Annotated in this window: 9 protein-coding genes; 3 read left to right on the plus strand and 6 right to left on the minus strand. The window is 73.6% G+C overall.

Annotation, left to right across the window (positions count from 1 at the left end; all coding sequences use genetic code 11):
• Positions 1-60 precede the first annotated feature (60 nt).
• Positions 61-2925, minus strand: coding sequence for a BTAD domain-containing putative transcriptional regulator (locus ABZT14_RS17450; RefSeq protein ID WP_356303052.1), 2865 nt, complete (start codon positions 2923-2925; stop codon positions 61-63).
• 513 nt (positions 2926-3438) lie between these two features.
• Here ABZT14_RS17450 and pcrA point away from each other — a divergent pair.
• Positions 3439-5919, plus strand: coding sequence for a DNA helicase PcrA (gene pcrA / locus ABZT14_RS17455; protein ID WP_356303055.1), 2481 nt, complete (start codon positions 3439-3441; stop codon positions 5917-5919).
• A gap of 626 nt (positions 5920-6545) precedes the next feature.
• Here pcrA and ABZT14_RS17460 read toward each other — a convergent pair.
• Complete coding sequence (locus ABZT14_RS17460; RefSeq protein WP_356303058.1) at positions 6546-8240, minus strand: M23 family metallopeptidase; 1695 nt, start codon at positions 8238-8240, stop codon at positions 6546-6548.
• A 670-nt stretch (positions 8241-8910) separates the two neighbouring features.
• On the opposite strand from ABZT14_RS17460, the gene eccB reads away from it, so the two are divergent.
• Together eccB and ABZT14_RS17470 are read left to right on the plus strand one after the other, a co-directional pair.
• Positions 8911-10422 carry a type VII secretion protein EccB gene (eccB, locus tag ABZT14_RS17465; protein WP_356303061.1) on the plus strand — a complete coding sequence of 504 codons (1512 nt, stop codon included), beginning with the start codon at positions 8911-8913 and terminating at the stop codon, positions 10420-10422.
• 237 nt (positions 10423-10659) lie between these two features.
• Positions 10660-11070, plus strand: coding sequence for a cobalamin B12-binding domain-containing protein (locus tag ABZT14_RS17470; protein ID WP_356303064.1), 411 nt, complete (start codon positions 10660-10662; stop codon positions 11068-11070).
• Between the two features lie 369 nt (positions 11071-11439).
• Here ABZT14_RS17470 and ABZT14_RS17475 read toward each other — a convergent pair whose 3' ends face one another.
• From ABZT14_RS17475 to ABZT14_RS17490, 4 genes are all read right to left on the minus strand, one after another.
• Entirely contained in the window at positions 11440-11829 is a 390-nt protein-coding gene (locus ABZT14_RS17475; RefSeq protein WP_356303066.1) for a hypothetical protein, read from the minus strand.
• Between the two features lie 1440 nt (positions 11830-13269).
• Entirely contained in the window at positions 13270-14085 is an 816-nt protein-coding gene (locus ABZT14_RS17480) for a hypothetical protein (protein WP_356303069.1), read from the minus strand.
• A gap of 523 nt (positions 14086-14608) precedes the next feature.
• Entirely contained in the window at positions 14609-16306 is a 1698-nt protein-coding gene (locus ABZT14_RS17485) for a DUF5691 domain-containing protein (protein WP_356303072.1), read from the minus strand.
• Positions 16303-17697, minus strand: a complete 1395-nt coding sequence (locus ABZT14_RS17490) for an SWIM zinc finger family protein (protein ID WP_356303075.1) — start codon at positions 17695-17697, stop codon at positions 16303-16305. The genes ABZT14_RS17485 and ABZT14_RS17490 overlap by 4 nt, the downstream gene beginning before the upstream one ends.
• Positions 17698-17877 lie beyond the last annotated feature (180 nt).

Raw genomic sequence — 17877 nt, forward strand, 5'->3', positions numbered from 1 at the left:
CAGTTCGTCACCATCGACCAGCGGTGAACACCCGCTGACCCTCAGCAGGGTGACTCGGCCTCAGGCGACCGCGGTGGACAGCAGTTCGCGCAGTTCCCCGGCCTCGGCGCTGCCCAGGTCCTCGTAGATGGCCAGCGCGTCACGCCAGCAGGCCTGGGCCCGACGGCTGTGGCCCACGCCCTCCAGGGCGGTGCCGAGCACCGCGAGCACCTGGGCGTGGCGGTAGCGGCCACCGATGCCGCTGAGCACCAGCAGCGCCCGCTCCGCCTGGCTGGCCGCCTGGGCCGGGCTGGCCCCGGCGAGGGAGACCTCCGCCAGCCGGAAGTGCGTCATGCCCTCCCACAGACGTTGGTTGCTGCGGCGGAAGATGTCCAGGGCCTCCCGCAGGTGGAGGTGCGCCTCCTCCAGCCGGCCGGCCGACTTCAGGGCCAGGCCCAGCGCGTACAGGCCGTTGGCCAGCCGCATCGCCACGTCCAGCCGGCGGTAGATCACCACGGCCCGTTCGGCCAGCTCCACCGCCTGTTCGGTACGTCCGGTGCCCAGGTAGCTGCGCGCCAGGTTGCACAGCACGCTGGCCTCCGAGGGCGCGTCGTCGAAGGAACGGAAGCTGGCCAGGGCCTGGTTGAGGTACTCCTCGGCGTCCCGGTGCCGGCCCTGGTAGTTGGCGACGATGCCGCGCAGGTTCAGCGCGTAGGAGGTGGCGATCGGGTCCTCCACCGCCCGGGCCTGCACCATGGTGTGCCGGGTCTCCTCCTCGGCCTCCTCGAACTGGCCCTGCGACAGCCGCAGCAGCCCGAACATCGTCCCGATCCGGGCCTGGGTCCGCAGGTCCCCGCCGTCCCGGGTGGCCGACCGCAGGGCCAGCGCCGTCTGCTCGTACCGCCGTACGCTCACCCCCGACTCGGCCAGGTCGCTGGTGGCCACCAGCAGGTCCACCGCCCGTTCCAGGGCCGTCGGGGTACGGGCCTGGCGGGCGCAGGCGAGGAAGCAGTCCGCCTCCTCGAACAGCCAGCGCACCGCCTCGTCCGGCTCCTCGAACCGCAGCCCGGGCCGGGCGCACGGCGCCAGGTGCTCCGTCAGCCGTTCCCCGTGCCGCCCCAGCGCGTACACCCCGGTGGCCGTCGCCAGGTAGAAGTCCAGCAGCCGGTCCAAGGCCGCCTCCCGCTCGGCCGGTTCCTCGTCCCGTTCCGCGCAGGAACGCGCGTACAGCCGGACCAGGTCGTGGAAGCGGTACCGCCCCGGGGCCGCCGACTCTAGCAACGAGGAGTCCACCAACCCCTCCAGCAGGTCCTCCGCCCCCTCCTCCGACAGGTCCAGCAGGGCCGCGGCGGCCGGCAGGGACAGGTCCGGGCCGTCCGGCAGCCCCAGCAGCCGGAACGCCCGCCGCTGCGCCGGGTCCAACTGCCCGTACCCCATCTCGAAGGTGGCCTTCACCGCTTGGTCGCCCACCCGCAGTTCGTCCAGCCGGCGCCGCTCGTCGGCCAGCTTCCGCGCCAGCACCGACACCGTCCAGTTGCGCCGGGCCGACAGCCGTGCCGCCGCGATACGGATCGCCAACGGCAGGAACCCGCAGGCCGCGACGACCTCCATGGCGGCGCCCCGCTCACCGGCCACCCGCTGCTCGCCCACGATCCGCACGAACAGGGTGAGCGCCTCCTCCGCGCCCATCACGTCCAGGTCCACCAACTGGGCGCCGGCCAGGTCCACCAGCCGCGCCCGACTGGTGATCAGTGCCGCGCAGCCGGCCGTACCGGGCAGCAACGGGCGTACCTGCGCGGTGTCGTGGGCGTTGTCCAGCAGGGCCAGGACCCGGCGGCCGGCCAGCCGCGAACGGTACAGCGCGGCCCGTTCCTCCACCCCCTTGGGGATGGACATGTCCGGCACCCCCAGGGCCCGCAGGAAGGCGCCCAGCACCTCCTCCGGCTCGGCCGGGCGGGGCCCCGCGCCCCGCAGGTCCACGTACAGCTGGCCGTCCGGGAAGTGCTCCCGCGCCAGGTGTGCCACGTGCACCGCCAGGGCGGTCTTGCCCACGCCCCCGATGCCGGCCACCGCCGACACCGCCATCACCGCGCCCTCGGGGGCGGTCAACTGGTCGCCCAGCTCCTTGAGTTGGGTGTCCCGTCCGGTGAAGTCCGCGACGGCGGCGGGGAGTTGACGGGGCCGCACCGCCGAGGTCGGCTCCACCACCTGGACCGTCTCCGGGGCCAGGCTCAACCCCTCGTCGGCCTCCAGGATGCGCTGCTGCAACTCCGACAGCTCCGGGCGGGGGTCCACCCCCAACTCGTCGGCCAACAGCCGCCGGGTGTCCCCGTAGACGGCCAGGGCCTCCGCCTGCCGGCCGCCCCGGTACAGCGCCAGCATCAGCAGTTCCCGCAGCCGCTCCCGCAGCGGGTGCTCGGTGGTCAACGCGGTCAGCTCGGTGATCGCCTCGGCGTGCCGGCCCGCCTCCAGGTCCAGCTCCAAGCGGCTCTCCACCAGCGACAGCCGCCACTCCTCCCACCGGGCCCGCTGGGTCTCGGCGAACGGGCAGTGCACCCCGGCCAACACCTCGCCCTGCCACAGGGAGAGCGCTTGCCCGTAGAGCGTGCGGGCCCGCTCCGGTTCGCCGACGGACACCGCGTTCCGCGCCTCCCGGGTCAGCCGTCGCGCCTCCTCCACGTCCACGGCCAGCCCCTCGGAACGCAGCGCGTACCCGCTGGACTCGCTCACCAGCAGGTCCGACTGGGGGGCCAGCATCTTGCGGATACGGGAGGCGTAGGTGCGCAGGGTGGGCAGCGCCTGCTCGGGCGGGCGCTCCCCCCACAGGCCGTCGATCAGCTCCTGGGCGGTGGCGATCCGTCCGCCGCGCAGCAACAGCGCGGCCAGCAGGGCCCGTTGCTGGGGCGAACCCGTACGCAGCGGCTCCTCACCGCGCCAGGCGCGCACCGGACCGAGCACGGCGAACCGCAGGGGCGGCGGGGTCGTCGGGGCTGCCTGGGGTGCCGGTTCCGCGACGGCTTCGACGAGCCGGACCGGCTCGGTGGGCGTGCTTCGTCGGCGGTGCGAGTGCTGGGTACCTGGTGGCGTTTGACGACCTTCGGCGCCCATGGTCTGCCCCCTGCGTCTTCACGTCTGTTCTCGCCCCGTTCAGTCTGCCCTGTCCGGGCTGCCGCGTCAGCCGTGAGGGGCAGTACGCCACGGTGGACGCCACCCTCGGGCGGGGTGGCGTGAGTGACCGTACACCCGCTGTACCGGCCCTCCTTCCGCCGGCCGCCCCCGGAGTGTGGCCAACACCACACCCCCGTAAGGCCGTTGCCGACTCCACACCGGTCACCCACCGCCCGGCGACAGCTCCCCCGGGGACGCCCGGCCGTGTCCGACGGTGCCCGCCCGACCCCTCAGGGTGACCGTCGGCCGCCCGGGCCGGACCGTCAGTGGGGCGTCCTAGACTCGGGGGCGATGAGCAGCCTCTTCGACGACAGCTACCTGGCCCGCCTCGCCCCGCCCCCGCCCGAGGAGGACGAGCCGCCTCCCCCCGAGGACCCCCTGGGCGCCACCGGTATGCCCGAGGGCGAGCGGCCACCCCAGCTGTTCCCCACCGGGGCCGCCCCCGGCCACTACCGCGACGGCGCCCCACGCCCGGTGGTCGACCCCGAGGAGCTGTTGGCCGGCCTCAACGAGCAGCAGCGCGCCGCCGTCACCCACTCCGGTACGCCCCTGCTGATCGTCGCCGGCGCCGGTTCCGGCAAGACCCGGGTGCTCACCCATCGCATCGCCCACCTGCTCGGCGCCAAGGGCGTCCACCCCGGGCAGGTGCTCGCCATCACCTTCACCAACAAGGCCGCGGGGGAGATGCGGGAGCGGGTGGAGGACCTCATCGGCCCCCGGGCCGGCGCCATGTGGGTCTCCACCTTCCACAGCGCCTGTGTGCGCATCCTCCGACGGGAGAGCAAGAAGCTGGGGTTCACCTCCAGCTTCTCCATCTACGACGCCGCCGACTCCAAGCGGCTGATGGCGCTGGTCTGCCGTGACCTCGACCTGGACCCCAAGCGCTATCCCCCCAAGTCGTTCAGCGCCAAGGTCTCGCAGCTGAAGAACGAGCTGATCGACGACGAGGACTACGCCCAGCAGGTCTCCACCGAGGGGGGCGGGGGCTTCGAGAAGACCCTGGCCGAGGCGTACCGCTCGTACCAGTCGCGGCTGCGCGAGGCCAACGCCCTGGACTTCGACGACCTCATCATGACCACGGTCCACCTGCTCCAGGCGTTCCCGGACGTCGCCGACCACTACCGCCGCCGTTTCCGGCACGTGCTGGTGGACGAGTACCAGGACACCAACCACGCCCAGTACACGCTGGTTCGGGAACTCGTCGGGGGCGTCGCGGGGCCCGAGGACCCCGAGGACGAGGGGGAGCACCGCATCCCCCAGGCCGAGCTGTGCGTGGTGGGGGACGCCGACCAGAGCATCTACGCCTTCCGGGGCGCGACCATCCGCAACATCCTCCAGTTCGAGGAGGACTACCCGGACGCCACCACCATCCTGCTGGAGCAGAACTACCGCTCCACCCAGACCATCCTCTCCGCCGCCAACGCGGTCATCGAACGCAACGAGTCCCGGCGCCCCAAGAACCTGTGGACCCAGTCCGGCCAGGGCGCCCGCATCGTGGGCTATGTCGCCGACACCGAGCACGACGAGGCCCAGTACGTCGCCGAGGAGATCGACCGGCTCACCGACCAGGGCGAGGCCAAGCCCGGTGACGTCGCCGTCTTCTACCGCACCAACGCCCAGTCCCGGGTGTTCGAGGAGATCTTCATCCGGGTCGGCCTGCCCTACCGCGTCGTCGGCGGGGTCCGCTTCTACGAGCGCCGGGAGGTCCGTGACCTCCTCGCCTACCTGCGGGTGCTGGCCAACCCCGAGGACTCGGTGTCCCAGCGCCGTATCCTCAACGTCCCCAAGCGCGGCATCGGGGAGCGCGCCGAGGCCATGATCGAGGCCCTCGCCCTGCGCGAGAAGGTCACCTTCCCCCAGGCGCTCCGCCGTGTCGACGAGGCCTACGGCATGGCCGCCCGCTCCCTCAACGCGGTCAAGCGCTTCAACACGCTCATGGAGGAGCTGCGCACCGTCGTCGAGTCCGGCGCCGGCCCCGCCACCGTGCTGGAGGCCGTCCTCGAACGCACCGGATACCTCGCCGAACTCCAGGCCTCCACCGACCCCCAGGACGAGACCCGCATCGAGAACCTCCAGGAACTCGCCGCCGTGGCCCTGGAGTTCGAGCAGGAACGCGAGGAGGACGACCCCGGCACCCTCGCCGAGTTCCTGGAGCGCGTCGCCCTGGTCGCCGACTCCGACCAGATCCCCGACCCCGAGGAGGAGGACCAGGGCGTCATCACCCTGATGACCCTCCACACCGCCAAGGGGCTGGAGTTCCCCGTGGTGTTCCTGACCGGCATGGAGGACGGCGTCTTCCCCCACATGCGGGCCCTGGGCCAGACCAAGGAGCTGGAGGAGGAACGCCGCCTCGCCTACGTCGGCATCACCCGCGCCCGGCAGCGGCTGTACCTCACCCGCGCGGTGCTGCGCAGCGCCTGGGGTCAGCCCTCCTACAACCCGCCCTCCCGCTTCCTGGAGGAGATCCCCGCCACCCACCTGGAGTGGAAGCGCACCGGCCCGGCCAGTGGTTCCGCCTCACCGGCCGGCAGCCGGATGCCCAGCGCGCCCCGGGGCGGCGGCGTCCGCCCCTCCCACTTCGCCACCAGCCGTAACCAGAACCGTCCAGTGGTCACCCTCAACGTCGGGGACCGCGTCACCCACGACAGCTTCGGCCTGGGCACCGTGGTGGCCGTGGCCGGCAGCGGGGACAAGGCGGAGGCCACCATCGACTTCGGCGGGGAGAAGCCCAAGCGGCTCCTGCTGCGGTACGCCCCGGTCGAGCGCCTCTGATCCTCTCGGCCCGCCCGCTGCGGAGGTCTGTTCGTGGCGGTAGGGGGCGGTGAACCGACGCCTCCGGGCCGGGAGTTGGGCGGTCGCGGGGGTGCCGCTGGTTCCCGGCGCGTCCGGTCTCGGTGGTCCGCGTACGCGGTGAGGTAACTGGCCGCGTTGGGCTGGGGCTTGGGTGGTCAGGGGACGCGGGGTGGGTTCGTGGGCGTGACGGGTCGTCTTCGGCCCGGAACCCCCTGGCAGGGGTACGGGGTTACGGGGGTGGGCTGCCGGTGGGTGAGGGTGCCCCGCCTCGGGGAGTGGGGTGCCGCTGGTTCCTGGCGCGTCCGGTCTCGGTGGTCCGCGTACGCGGTGAGGGGCGGTGACCGGCCGCAACTCACCGTCCTCCGCAGGGAGTTCCGTACCGGCCCGGTCGCCGGGGGTCGGCCTGGGGCGCCCCACTCGGGGGTGCCAGGGGCCTCGGGGTACGCCGGGGCGACAGCGCCCGGGCGGAGGTACGGCACCTCCACGACGCGGGGCCCAGGGAGGGCACAGCGCGGTGGCCGTGAGGGGTCGCCACCCACCGGGGCGGGTCGGAACGGGGGCCGGCAACAGGACGGCCGACGCCCGGTGTCGGGCCTGGTGCGGGCCTAGTTGGGGTTCAGTCCCTTGGCCTGGAGCCAGGGCAGGGGGTTGATGGCCGAGCCACCGCCGGGGCGTACCTCGAAGTGGAGGTGGGGGCCGGTGGAGTTGCCGGAGCTGCCGGAGTAGGCGATGGTGTCGCCGGCCTTGACCTCGCCGCCACGGATCTTGGTGCTGCCCAGGTGGCAGTACCAGGTCTCGGTGCCGTCCTCGGCCGTCACGATCACCATGTTGCCGTAGCTCATGTCGTACTTGGTGGTCACCGTGCCGTCGGTGGCCGCCAGCACGGGGGTGCCGTAGCTGACCGGGAAGTCGATGCCGGTGTGCAGCGACATCCAGTTCACCCCGGCCTGGCCGTAGGTGGCGCTCAGCCCGTGCTCCTTCACCGGGAGGGAGAACTTGGGGCGCATCGCCTCCTTGCGCGCGGCCTCGGCGGCCTTGCGCTTCTTCTCCGTCTCCTGGCGTTCCTTGAGGTCCAGGCGCTCCTGGGTACGGCTGGCGCGGTTGGCGAAGTCGCCCGCGTCCTGCGACAGTCCGGCGATCTGGGTGTCCAGCTTGTTGGACTGCCCCTGCTCGTCATCGGACGACGGCGCCACCTGGTCGGTGCGGTCGGCGGCCTCCTGCCGCTTGTCCGAGCCGCCGTTGTCCGGCCCGGAGACCGTGGCGGCGGCGATGCCGGCCACGCCCAGTACGGCCACCGAGGGAGCGGCCACCGTCAACAGCGCGGTGCGCTTGGGCTTCGGGGAACGGCGCCGACCCCGGGGAGCGGGGACGGTGGCCGGCCCGACGGGGGAGGGCTCGTCCTCGTCCCGGTCGAAGGCCTTGTCGAACGCCTCCTGGTCGAACGTCTCGTGGTGGAGCACCGAGTCCGGGTGGGCGTCGCGACCGTGGTCGGCCTCGGAGTCGGGGAAGTCGTACTCCCGCTCGGAGGGGGAGTACGGGGACGGGGCGTACCCGTGGGCGTCCTCCTCGGTGAACACCGGCATGGCCGCCGTCTCGCCGGCCGCGCCGCCCCACGGGTCCTCGCCGCCGGAGTGGGTGCCGGAGTGGGCGCCCCACTCGGTGTGGCCGTGCTCGCCGACCTGGCTCTCCTCGGCGTACCCCGGGGTGGCCAGGTGGCTGAAGTCCCAGGAGGCGCCGGTGGTTTCGCCCCAGCCGGCGGGGCCGTAGCCCTGGCCGTACGCCAGGGGGCTGGGCACGTGGCCCTCGGTGTCGGCGCCCCAGGAGCCGGTCGTCGGGTACCCCTCGGGGGAGGCGCCGTAGGCCGAACCGTCCCAGCCGGAGTGGTCCGACCACTGCGGGGCCTCGGCGGTCCCGTGGGAAAGCGGCTGCTCCCAGGCAGCCGCCGGATAGCCGTAGCCGGAGGTGTCGTAGGCCGACCCCTCGGGGTTGGTGCCCCAACTCTCCTGGCCGTACCAGCCGTTGGAGGCGTCGGCCGGACCGTGGGTCACGGCCTGGTCGCCCGGCATGGTGCCGAAGAGGGGGTCGCCCTGTCCGTAGCCTTCGGCGGCCCAACCGCCGTGGTGGTCGGTGGAGTGGTACGTGGGGTGCTCGCCCTGCCAGCCGTGGCCGGTCTGCGGGTATCCGCCGTACGCGCCTCCCGTGTCCGGGAAGCCCTCAAAGCCGCCCGGGGCGTGGGAGTTTGCGGCCTCGCCACCCGGGAACCGGGGGTCGGTAGCACCGCCCTGGTAGAGGGCGGACACGTCGCCACCGTAAGTGGGGGAACCGTCGTACGGGTAAGGAAAGCCCGACGGGTGACTTTCGTTCACCAACTTCACTTTCGCCTCGGCAACAAGGGCGGAGCAACGCGGGGGACTGTACCGGGGGTGCGCGGCGGCGACAATCTCTCGCAGGTTTTGCACCCCCCAGAACCGGGCAATCACCCGCCTTTCGGCCGACGTCCCGGCCCCGGTTGACTGTCGCTTCGAGCGCCGTTCGAGAGGTTCTCCCCGGTTCGCGCGCTTCGCCGGCAGTCGGTGGTCCGGTGCCCAACCGCCCCAACTGTCCCGGCAACAGGGCCGCCTGACGCGGTTTGCCGTCACCGCCGGCGTGGCGTCGGGAGGTGGGCCGGTGCGCCAGCACGGTACGGACACCGACGCGGAACGGGAGCGGGGCGCGGGCGCTGCCCCAACCGGGCGTCGGGGGACGCCCACCGGACGCGGGGAGAGGTCCCCCTTGACGGGGAGGGGAGACGGCCCGGGCCCCGCCTCTCCTCGCCGTATTCCTCACCACCACCAGTCACCACCCCGACACCGGGTGCACCACCGTCCATTACCCTCGTGCTGCTTCGGCTCCCTCGCCGAGCGACACCAGGACACCCCGCCTCAGCGGCAGTCAGCCGGGCTTCGTCCCCGGCAGGAGGTACTTCAGGTCATGGCGTCACGGCGCGACGAACTCAACGCCTACACCTTCGCCAAACGGCGTCTGGTCGCCCAGTTCGTCCAGCCCAATCCGACCGGTACCGAGGAGGGGGCGCCCCGACCCCTTCGCGGGTTCCTGCCCGGGCTGGTCGTCGGTGTGGTCGTCCTGGCGGTCTTCGGCGCCTGGGGCATGTTCTCCCCCAAGGCCCCCAAGGACTGGGACAAGCCCAAGGAGAAGATCATCGTCGGCAGCGAGTCGATGACCACCTACGTGGTCCTCACGACCGATGGCCGACCTCCCCAGCTCCACCCGGTACTGAACCTGGCCTCCGCCAAACTCCTGCTCTCCGACCAGAGCGGGGACGTGGTCAAGGTCGACGAGAAGATACTCGACGCCGGCAAGCCCCCGCGCGGCCCGCTGCTGGGCATCCCCTACGCCCCCGACCGGCTGCCCGACCCCAAGGACGCCGGCACCCGCAAGCGGTGGGCCGTGTGCGAGACGGTCAACGAGGGCGGCTCCCGCAACATCCGCAAGGCCGCCTTCGTGCTCAACCAGCGGGAGGAGCGCAGCGTCGAGGGCCGGAACCGGCTCCGCGCGGGCGAGTTGATGTACGTCGAGGGCCCCGACCACAGCCTCCACGTGGTCGACCACCGGGGCAAGCGGTACCGCCTCCCCGAGGGAGAGGCCGGCGAGCCCCTGCGCCGCCAGGTGGTGGGCCAGAACAAGAAGCCCCAGCGGGTCTCCAAGGAGTGGCTCAACACCACGGACGAGGGCGACCCCATCACCTTCCCCGAGATCAAGGGCACCGTCGGTGCCCCCGCCAACGTTCCCGGGCTTTCCGGCCCGGCCAACAAGGTCGGCATGATCCTCACCGCCCCGGTCGCCGACGGCACCGCCAAGTACCTGGTCCTGCCCGGCCGGGTCGCCCCCGTCAGCGACTTCATGGCCAACCTGCTGCTGTCCAGCCCCGACCTGAAGCGGCTGGACCAGACGGAGCCGACCCGCGTGCCCCCGGTGGAAGAACTCGGCGCCTCCTTCGGTGACGAGAAGGACTGGCCGAAGAAGGTCGGCGGCGACATCGTCAACGACGACGGACACGACACCTTCTGCAACGTCCTGCGCGACGTCCACTCCAACGGGAAGCCGGACCTGAGCACCTGGTCCGGCAAGAACTTCCCCCTCGCCGTCAACGCCGACACCACCACCGCCCACGTCAGCCCCGGGTCGGGCCAACTCTTCCGGCAGTACTCCGGCCGCTCCACCAAGGAGGGCACCACCTACCTGGTCACCGACACCGGCCTGCGGTACGCCCTGCGCAAGAGCAAGGACTCCGACCGGGACGACTCCGGCATCGGTACGGAGAGGAAGTCCTCCCAGCGGGAGGCGCAGCGGGACGAGGACAGCCAACGCCGCCTGGGCTACGGCGACCAGGACCCCACCCCGGTGCCCGCCGCCTGGGCCAGCTACCTCCCCCTGGGGCCCGTCCTGTCCAACACCGACGCCCGCCAGCCGCAGGGTTCCTGAACCGCGTACGTCCGTCCGCCGGCCCGGGCCCGCCCTCGAAGGGTCGGTCGCCCGGGCGGGGGGTACCGTGAGGGCGGCTCTGGAGGTGACGCGTATCGCTGACCTTCGTGGCGAGGTAGGAGATGCTGAGGGGGCTCAGGTGCCCTGATCGGCACCAACATGAGGGCGTCGAGCAGGCGAACGGGTCCCTGCCGGGCTGAGGGGTCGACGGAGACCCGTCAAGGGAGGCAACAAGTCATGGGCGTATCCGGTCCGATTCGTGTGGTGGTCGCCAAGCCGGGGCTCGACGGTCACGACCGTGGGGCCAAGGTGATCGCGCGGGCTCTGCGGGACGCCGGCATGGAGGTCATCTACACCGGACTGCACCAGACGCCGGAGCAGATCGTCGGCACCGCGATCCAGGAGGACGCGGACGCCATCGGCCTGTCCATCCTGTCCGGCGCCCACAACACCCTCTTCGCGAAGGTGCTGGAACTGCTGGCGGAGCGGGAGGCCGAGGACATCAAGGTGTTCGGCGGCGGCATCATCCCGGAAGAGGACATCGCTCCGCTGAAGGAGAAGGGCGTCTCCGAGATCTTCACCCCCGGGGCCACCACCACGGAGATCGTGGAGTGGGTACGCGCCCACGTGGGCCAGCTCGCCTCCTGAGCGGCACCTCTCCACGAGGTACGGCGGGGTACGGCGGGCCTGGGGACCTCACCCGCCGTTCCCGTCGGTGAGGCGGCGGTAGCCACGGTTGTCGGTACGGGGATCGCGGGGCGTCGGCCACGAGGGTGTGCGTGGACGCGCCGGGCCGTACGGGGCCCGGGCCGGTGCTCGCCGTAGGCGTCGTACGGGCCGTTCGCGGCGAGGGCCCACCCGCCGCCTCGTCGGGGCGAGCGGGCTGGCCGCTGCGGTCACCGCGTACCGGCGGCTCCCCTTCGGGATCCGCGCCAGAGGATCCGTCGACTCACTTCCGCCCGGGGAACGCCGGTGCTCGCCGGGGCGGCCTGAGCCGGGCCGAGGAACCGGGGCTGGTCAGGCCCCCGTCCGGGAACCGCCGTCCCGGCGCCGTCGCTTCCAGCGTTCCGTGGCCGCCGCCCGCTGGTTGGCGCGGCGGGCCGGCCCGAGGACGTCCCGGCGCGGTACCTGGTCCCACCGGATGACGACCCGGTGCGGATCGGCGCGGTCCACGACCACCGGCACGCGCTGCCCCGACCTCGGACAGCGTGCGGCGGGCACATGGGAGGAGAACTCGACGGCCCGGGGAGTGATGCCCGGCCCTTCGACCACGCCCATCACGAGCGCGCTGTAGGAAGCGCTCGCCGTCGCCGCCATCGTCCCGGGCTGCGCGCAGACCGTCACCTTCAACGAGCCGGGGACCGGGTCCCTCATCCGCTTCACGCGCCACCACGCCAGAAGTCCCATGCGGCCGATCCTCCCAGACCGGTGACCGGCGGTGCGAGGGTCCGGTGAACCCCGAGTCCGGTGCGCTCACCAGGGCGTCTCGTACTCCACGGCCGTGTCCGGGCATCCGTCGCCCTCGCCGCCCCGTGCGTACGAGCCCCTCGGCGGAACCGCCCGCCGACAGCGTCCACCACCGGGTACCCACCACGCGTCCGGCACCGACCGCCCCACCGGATCCGTCCCGCTCGGACTGGCGGTGCGCACATCGTCGAACGGGGCCTGACGGCGGGGGAGTTCGGACGGGAGGCCCCGACGCGACTCCGTGCGGAACCGGCCGGTCGGCCCACGCGCGAACCCGGCCTTTCCCCGCCGCCTCAGCCTGGCGAACCGAGCGACTCTCCTTGCGAGGGCCGCGAAGACAGCGAAGATCGCGAGGCCGGGGCAACGCCCGTTCCGCTCGCCGAGGGCTCGTGTGACGTGGCAGCGCGATGTACCGCACCCCGCCGTGTTGTCGCGGGCACGGTCGCCGATGTGCCGTATCGCGCTCCTCCTCCGCCGTGCTCGACTCCCGGCAGCCGCGAACTTTGCGCGGGTGCACGAGCGACCTGCTGTGGCTGGCTTTGGTGGGCAGCTTCCGACACGGCTGGCCCTTGCGACCGAGCGTCGTCGTGGCCGTCGTCGACGCCATCGGGAACCTTGCGCCATCGGACGCTGCACCTGCGTCTGGACGTGGCCCCCCGGCGCGCGGGCTTCCACGGGAACGGGCACCGGAGTCCGTTCACTGACCCACCACGGTCCAGGTGCCGCCCCTGGCCGTACCGGGCCGGCCTTCCGGGCTTCGGGGCCGCCGACTCCGGTGCCGTGACGGTGCGCGGCACGGCTGGTGTCGCTGGGGATGTGGTGTCCGGGGTGTGGGTGGACGCGCGTCCTGCCGATGCGTGCCACGGCCTCAGCGGGCGGGCGGGTGGGGGAGTTCGAGGCGTGGGTGCTGGCGCGGTAGCGGTGAGGGGGCGTCCTGCCGGGTGCGGGTGCTTGTCCGTCTGGCAGCCCCCACAGGTGGGTGGGTGGTGGGAGTTCGCGGGGTGCGAGGGGGGTGCCGTACTGACCCGACGCCGAACGCCCCTCGGGGGCGGGGAGCGTGAGGTTCTGGGGAGTCGGGGGCGGGTTCCGGTGTCGTGGGGGATGTCCCCGACCATCCCGCCGTCCCGGGGACCCGATCGACCCCCGACCGACCCCAGCGTGGAGACCTGCGTTGGCCACCCACCGCCTGCCCGATCCCCACCCCCGAGGCTCGCGGGGTCGCGATTCGGGACAACGCCGGTGTCGTGGATCGTACGGCGGAGGGGGCGGCCGACGCGGAGCATCGGCGACCCCGACCGCTACGGCGGCGAGGTGCGACAACACGACGAGGCGCGGCGCCGGAGCACGTGAGCCCCTCGGTGGTCCGAGGAGCGACGGTCCCTAGCCCTTGGTGTCCGGTGGTGGTGGGGCGTCGGGTGACTTCTCGGGAGTCAGGCCCAGCAGTTCGCGGCGCAGTTCCTCCCGCAGCTCGTGCGGTGGCCGTTCCAGCAGGGCGGGGACCTGCTCGTTCCACTGCTTCGCGTGGTCGTCCAGGGCGGTGCGGAACCGGTCACGGGTCCGGGCTATCCGCAGGGCCGGGGGTACGAGGGGGCGCGCCCAACGACGGCCGTGCAGGCGTGCCGTGACGGTGACCTGCCAACGGCCCTTCTTCCCGGGGGCCACCGCGACCGACGCGGTACCCCGGGCGAGGTGGTGCCGGAACGTCAGCTGGAACGGTGCCCGACGGGGGCCGAGGTCCTCGCCCTTGCGCAGCCCCGCCGCCGAGGCCCACCAGTCCGCCAGGTCGAGGACGGCGCCGACCTCCCCGCTGCGCAGCAGGGGCCAGGAGCCCTCTCCCCGCAGCAGGGTGGAGGCGCGGAGAGTGCGGGGGGTGCGGGGCTGGAGGAGTTCGAGCTTGGTCTCCATACGGAGCCCCTCCTCCGCCGAGGAGACCTCCAACCGCAGGGACTCCAGGTCCCAGGCGGTCAGCCGCAGTTGGCTGGTGTGCTGGCCGTTCTCGTCCTGGAGGGTGTAGAGGGCGCCGGGGGACCGGTGCACCCCCTCGGTCAGCCGCGCCACGGTCACCGGCTGGCCGTCCAGGCTGAGGGAACCGTCCCGTTCCTCGATCTCCCGGAACGTCTGCTGGGCCGTGCGGAACAGGTCCTCCACCCAGGCCCGGGGCAGCGGGGTCAGTTCCACCTGGTGCCGCAGTCTCACGTACGCGCTCCCGTCCGCCCGGCCCGTCTGGTCCGCCTCGATCCGGTGACCGATTGTGTCGGATGCCGTCCGCGCTTGGCTACGCCGCCTGAGCCGCTGCCTGAACCGCCGCCCCGAGCCGAGGCCTGGGGGCGCCATCTGGCGTTGTCCCGCCCCCGTGGCGCTGCGGCCCCTCTGGGCGGCTGGCTTGGACCACCCGTGGTGGCCGACGACCGGCTTCGCCGTGGGTGGTCGGTGCCCCGCTCGTCGTGATGCGGTCAGAGCGGGTACGCGGTGCGGCGGCGTCCCCTCGTGGGGCGGATCGGCGACATCCCCCGTCACCTCGGCCGGCCCTGGCTGCTGGTGTTGCCCTGGTGCGTGGGCTTCGTCGGCCTCGCGGCCTCCGTGGGTGGGGGCTCGGGCAGAGGGTGGGTGGCCGATACCGGACTCAGCGCCGAGGTCGGTCGGGGGAGCGGTCGGGGTCTCCGGCACGTCGGGATGGCCAGAGGCGTCCCCCGGCACCTCGGCCGGCCCCGGGGGAGGATCACTCACCGTGGGGCACCTCCTCGCGGAAGCCGGGGGAACCGTCCGAGGGGTCGGCGGGACCCGGCGGGTGCCGTTCACCGGCGAGTTCGGCCCGCAGGGTGCGCCTCAACTCCAGGGTGGCGACCAGGCGTTGGGCCGCCTCCACCCAGTACGTCCGGGCCCCGGGGTATCCGTTGCCGGTGGTCTCCGGCAGCTCGCCCAGGGGTGCCAGTCGTGGGGCCAGGTCCGGGTCCAGGCACCGTTCGGCCAGGGACACCACCCGGGTCAGCGACCAGGGGTAGGCACCGCGTTCCCGGGCGATCTCCAGGGCGTCCACCACGGCGTCGCCCAGGGGGGCCGGCCAGGGGACCGGGCAGGTCTCCAGGATCGGGTACGTGTGGTCCAGGCCCTGGGCGGCCACGAAACGGCTGGCCCACTCCACGCGTTCCCGCGCGGGGAGGACGGCCAGCAGGGGTGCCGGGTTCTCCGCCTGGCCCTTGGGGAGGGTGGTGGGCGGGCCGATCAGCGCCCGGGCCCAGCGCACGTCGAGTTGCCGTACGGCCGCCCGGCACCAGGCGGAGCGCAGGTCCTCCCGCCACTCCTCCGCCGGCATCTGGACGATCTCCTCGGGGGGTCTGGCCAGGGCTTCCTCCCAGACGGGGAGCGGGGTGGCGGCCACCAACTGGTCCAGCCACCAGCCCCGTTGGCCACGGCTGGGCGGCGCCTCCTCGGTGACGCCGTCCCGTACCATCTCCGGCCCGCAGCTGGTGGGGGGTCGTACCACCAGGCTGTCGCCCGGGGTGGCCGGTGGCCGTACGCAGGCGCGGGCGCGCTCGGCCACGCGTCGGGCCAGCGCGGAGTCGGGCAGCAGGGAGAGCAGTTCGGCCGCGAGGGCGCGGACGTAGCCGCTGCGGTCGTCCAGGGCACGTTCGAGGAAGGGTTCGTCGTCCCTCGAGAGCCCGGCGCGCAGGCCGCCCAGGAAGGACTGGCGGTCCGCCGCCCGCTCCCGCGACCAGGTGCTCTCCAGCAACTCCCGTGCCGCCGCCGGGTCGTGGCGGCGTACCGCGTCGAGCACGCGCTGCCGCTCCACGGGCAGCCCCTCCTCCCACAGCCGGCGCACGCGTTCCGCGTCCGGTGGACGCGGCGGGTCGTCGGCGCCGTCGGGGAGTTCGTCGGGGTGACGCCGCTGGGCGTATCCCCATTCGTGGTTCCAGCGGGCCAGCCAGGCGGCGCGTGGACCACCGAAACGGGTGACCAGGGGCCGCAGTTCGTCCCGGGCGCGGGCGGTGTCCAGCAGTTCGGGCAGCAGCGCGGGGGGCGCCTGGTACCCGTACGCGTTGGCCAGGCTCAACCACTGCGGCAGCAGTTCGGCGAGGTGGGGGCTGCTGCCCCGGGAGCGGTGGTCGCCGCCCCGGGACCGGTCGGTGAGCAGCAGGGCGAGCCGCCGCGCGGCGGCTTCCGGGAGGAACGGCCGGTCGTCCGGGGGCGCCGGCTCGGGCCGCGCGGAGGCGGGGGCGGGGGCGGGCCGCAGTCCCGCGCGGTGGCGCACCGTCCGTACGGCGGCGGCGTCCAGCAGCGCGCCGACGCCACCACCGGGCGGGGTGCGGCGCTCGGCGCCCAGCAACGCGGCGCTGACCAGGTCGTTCCACGGGATGCCGGGGTCGGTCACGGTGCCCTCCTCGGTGGGGTTCCGGTGGCGGGTCGGGTCGCCGGTCACAGGGGGGTCACCCGCTCGTCGGCCCAGACCGCGTACGGGGTGAACCCCCGGTGCCCGAAGGTGCCGAACACGGTGAGGGGCGCCCCGCCGGAGACGGCCAGCATCCGCCACGACCCGGGGACGGCGGAGGTGAGCGGCACCGCCTCGGTGCCCTGGTCGGAGGCGAGCAGCCAGGGGCGGCCGTCGTCCTGGGGCAGGGGCACCACCTGGTCGAGGACCACCGGCCACTCGTCCAGCCAGGGGTCGCCGCGCAGGGCGTGGGCGTAGGCGCCGGCCGCCTCGTCGAGGGTGCCGCCCCGGGGGCGCCGTCCGCTGAGGGTGCCGCCCCGGGGGCCCAGGGTGGCGCGCAACGGGCTGGCCCCCGGGTAGTACGCCAGCTCCGCGTCCAGGACGGTGCCCACCGGCAGGTTGAGCGACAGGGGGCCGCCCCGTGGCGCGAAGTCCATCAGCAGCGCCATACGGCCACCGCCCGGGCTGGGGACCAGCTCCAGGCCCTCGGGGGTGCCGCCCTCGCCGGTGCCGTGCAGCCAGGTGCGACGCACCGTCAACCGGCCCTCCACCGCGTCCTGTTGGGCCAGGACCAGCCAGTGGTCGTGGACCAGCGGGCCCCGGGCGAGGACCTCGGAGGCGTCGACGCTCAGCCCGAGCCGGGCCCGTACGGTCGAGGCCAGCGGCGCGGGGAGCTGGTCGAGCCGGTCGGCGCTCTGGGCCAGGAGCCGCAACAGGGCGCACTCGGACAGCAGGCGTTCCGGCCAGTGGGGCCCCGAGCCCGGCAACGTGCCCAACGCCCTGGTGCGGGAGGCGAGTCCGGGGGCCTGGGCGTCGACCATGCGGGCGGCCATCTCCTCCCAGTCGGCGTACCCCTGCTGGTCGGCGCCGGCCAGCCCCCGGTGCAGCAGGTCCTCCAACCGCCGCTGGAGGTCGGCGGCTCCCTCGCGCACCCTGCCCATGCGGCGCTCGGCGCGACGCCGGGCGGCCTCCGGGTCGGCGGGCGCCCTGGTCGCGGCGGAGTCAGAGGCGCCGGCGGGGGCGGCCCGTTGTCGGCGGTCGGTCAGCCACCCGTCCGCCCACTCCGGCGGCTGGTCGGCGGCGGCCACCGGGCCCGCCGGGTCGGCCCACAACAGCAGCAGGCCGAGGGCGTGCTTGCAGGGGACCTTGCCGCTGGGGCAGCTGCACCGGAAGGCCGCCGCGCCGCCGGGTGGGAGGTGGGCGACCGTCTGGTACGGCTTCCTGCCGGTGCCCTGGCACAGCCCCCACACGGCGTCGGCGCCGGCCCCGGTCCCGCTCCACGGGCCGGGCGCGGACAGCTTGCCCCCGGCCTTGCGTGACGCCGCGTCAGGCGCCAGCGCCAGCACTTGCTCCGCCGTCCAGCGGACCCCCACGTCAGTCATGTGGCACACCGTAGGAGGGGCCACTGACAACGCCCCGGGAAACGGTGTCCACGCAGGTCAGGGCGATTGTCAGTGCCGTGGTGCAGGGTGTGGCCCATCGACCGGAGAGGGCCTCGGGGCCCGCCGGTCGCCGTGCCGAACCGGCAGCACCGAGGGGGAGTTGTGACCGTCACCCACGCC

The organism is Streptomyces sp. NPDC005438 (genome assembly GCF_040606315.1).
Lineage (GTDB): Bacteria > Actinomycetota > Actinomycetes > Streptomycetales > Streptomycetaceae > Streptomyces.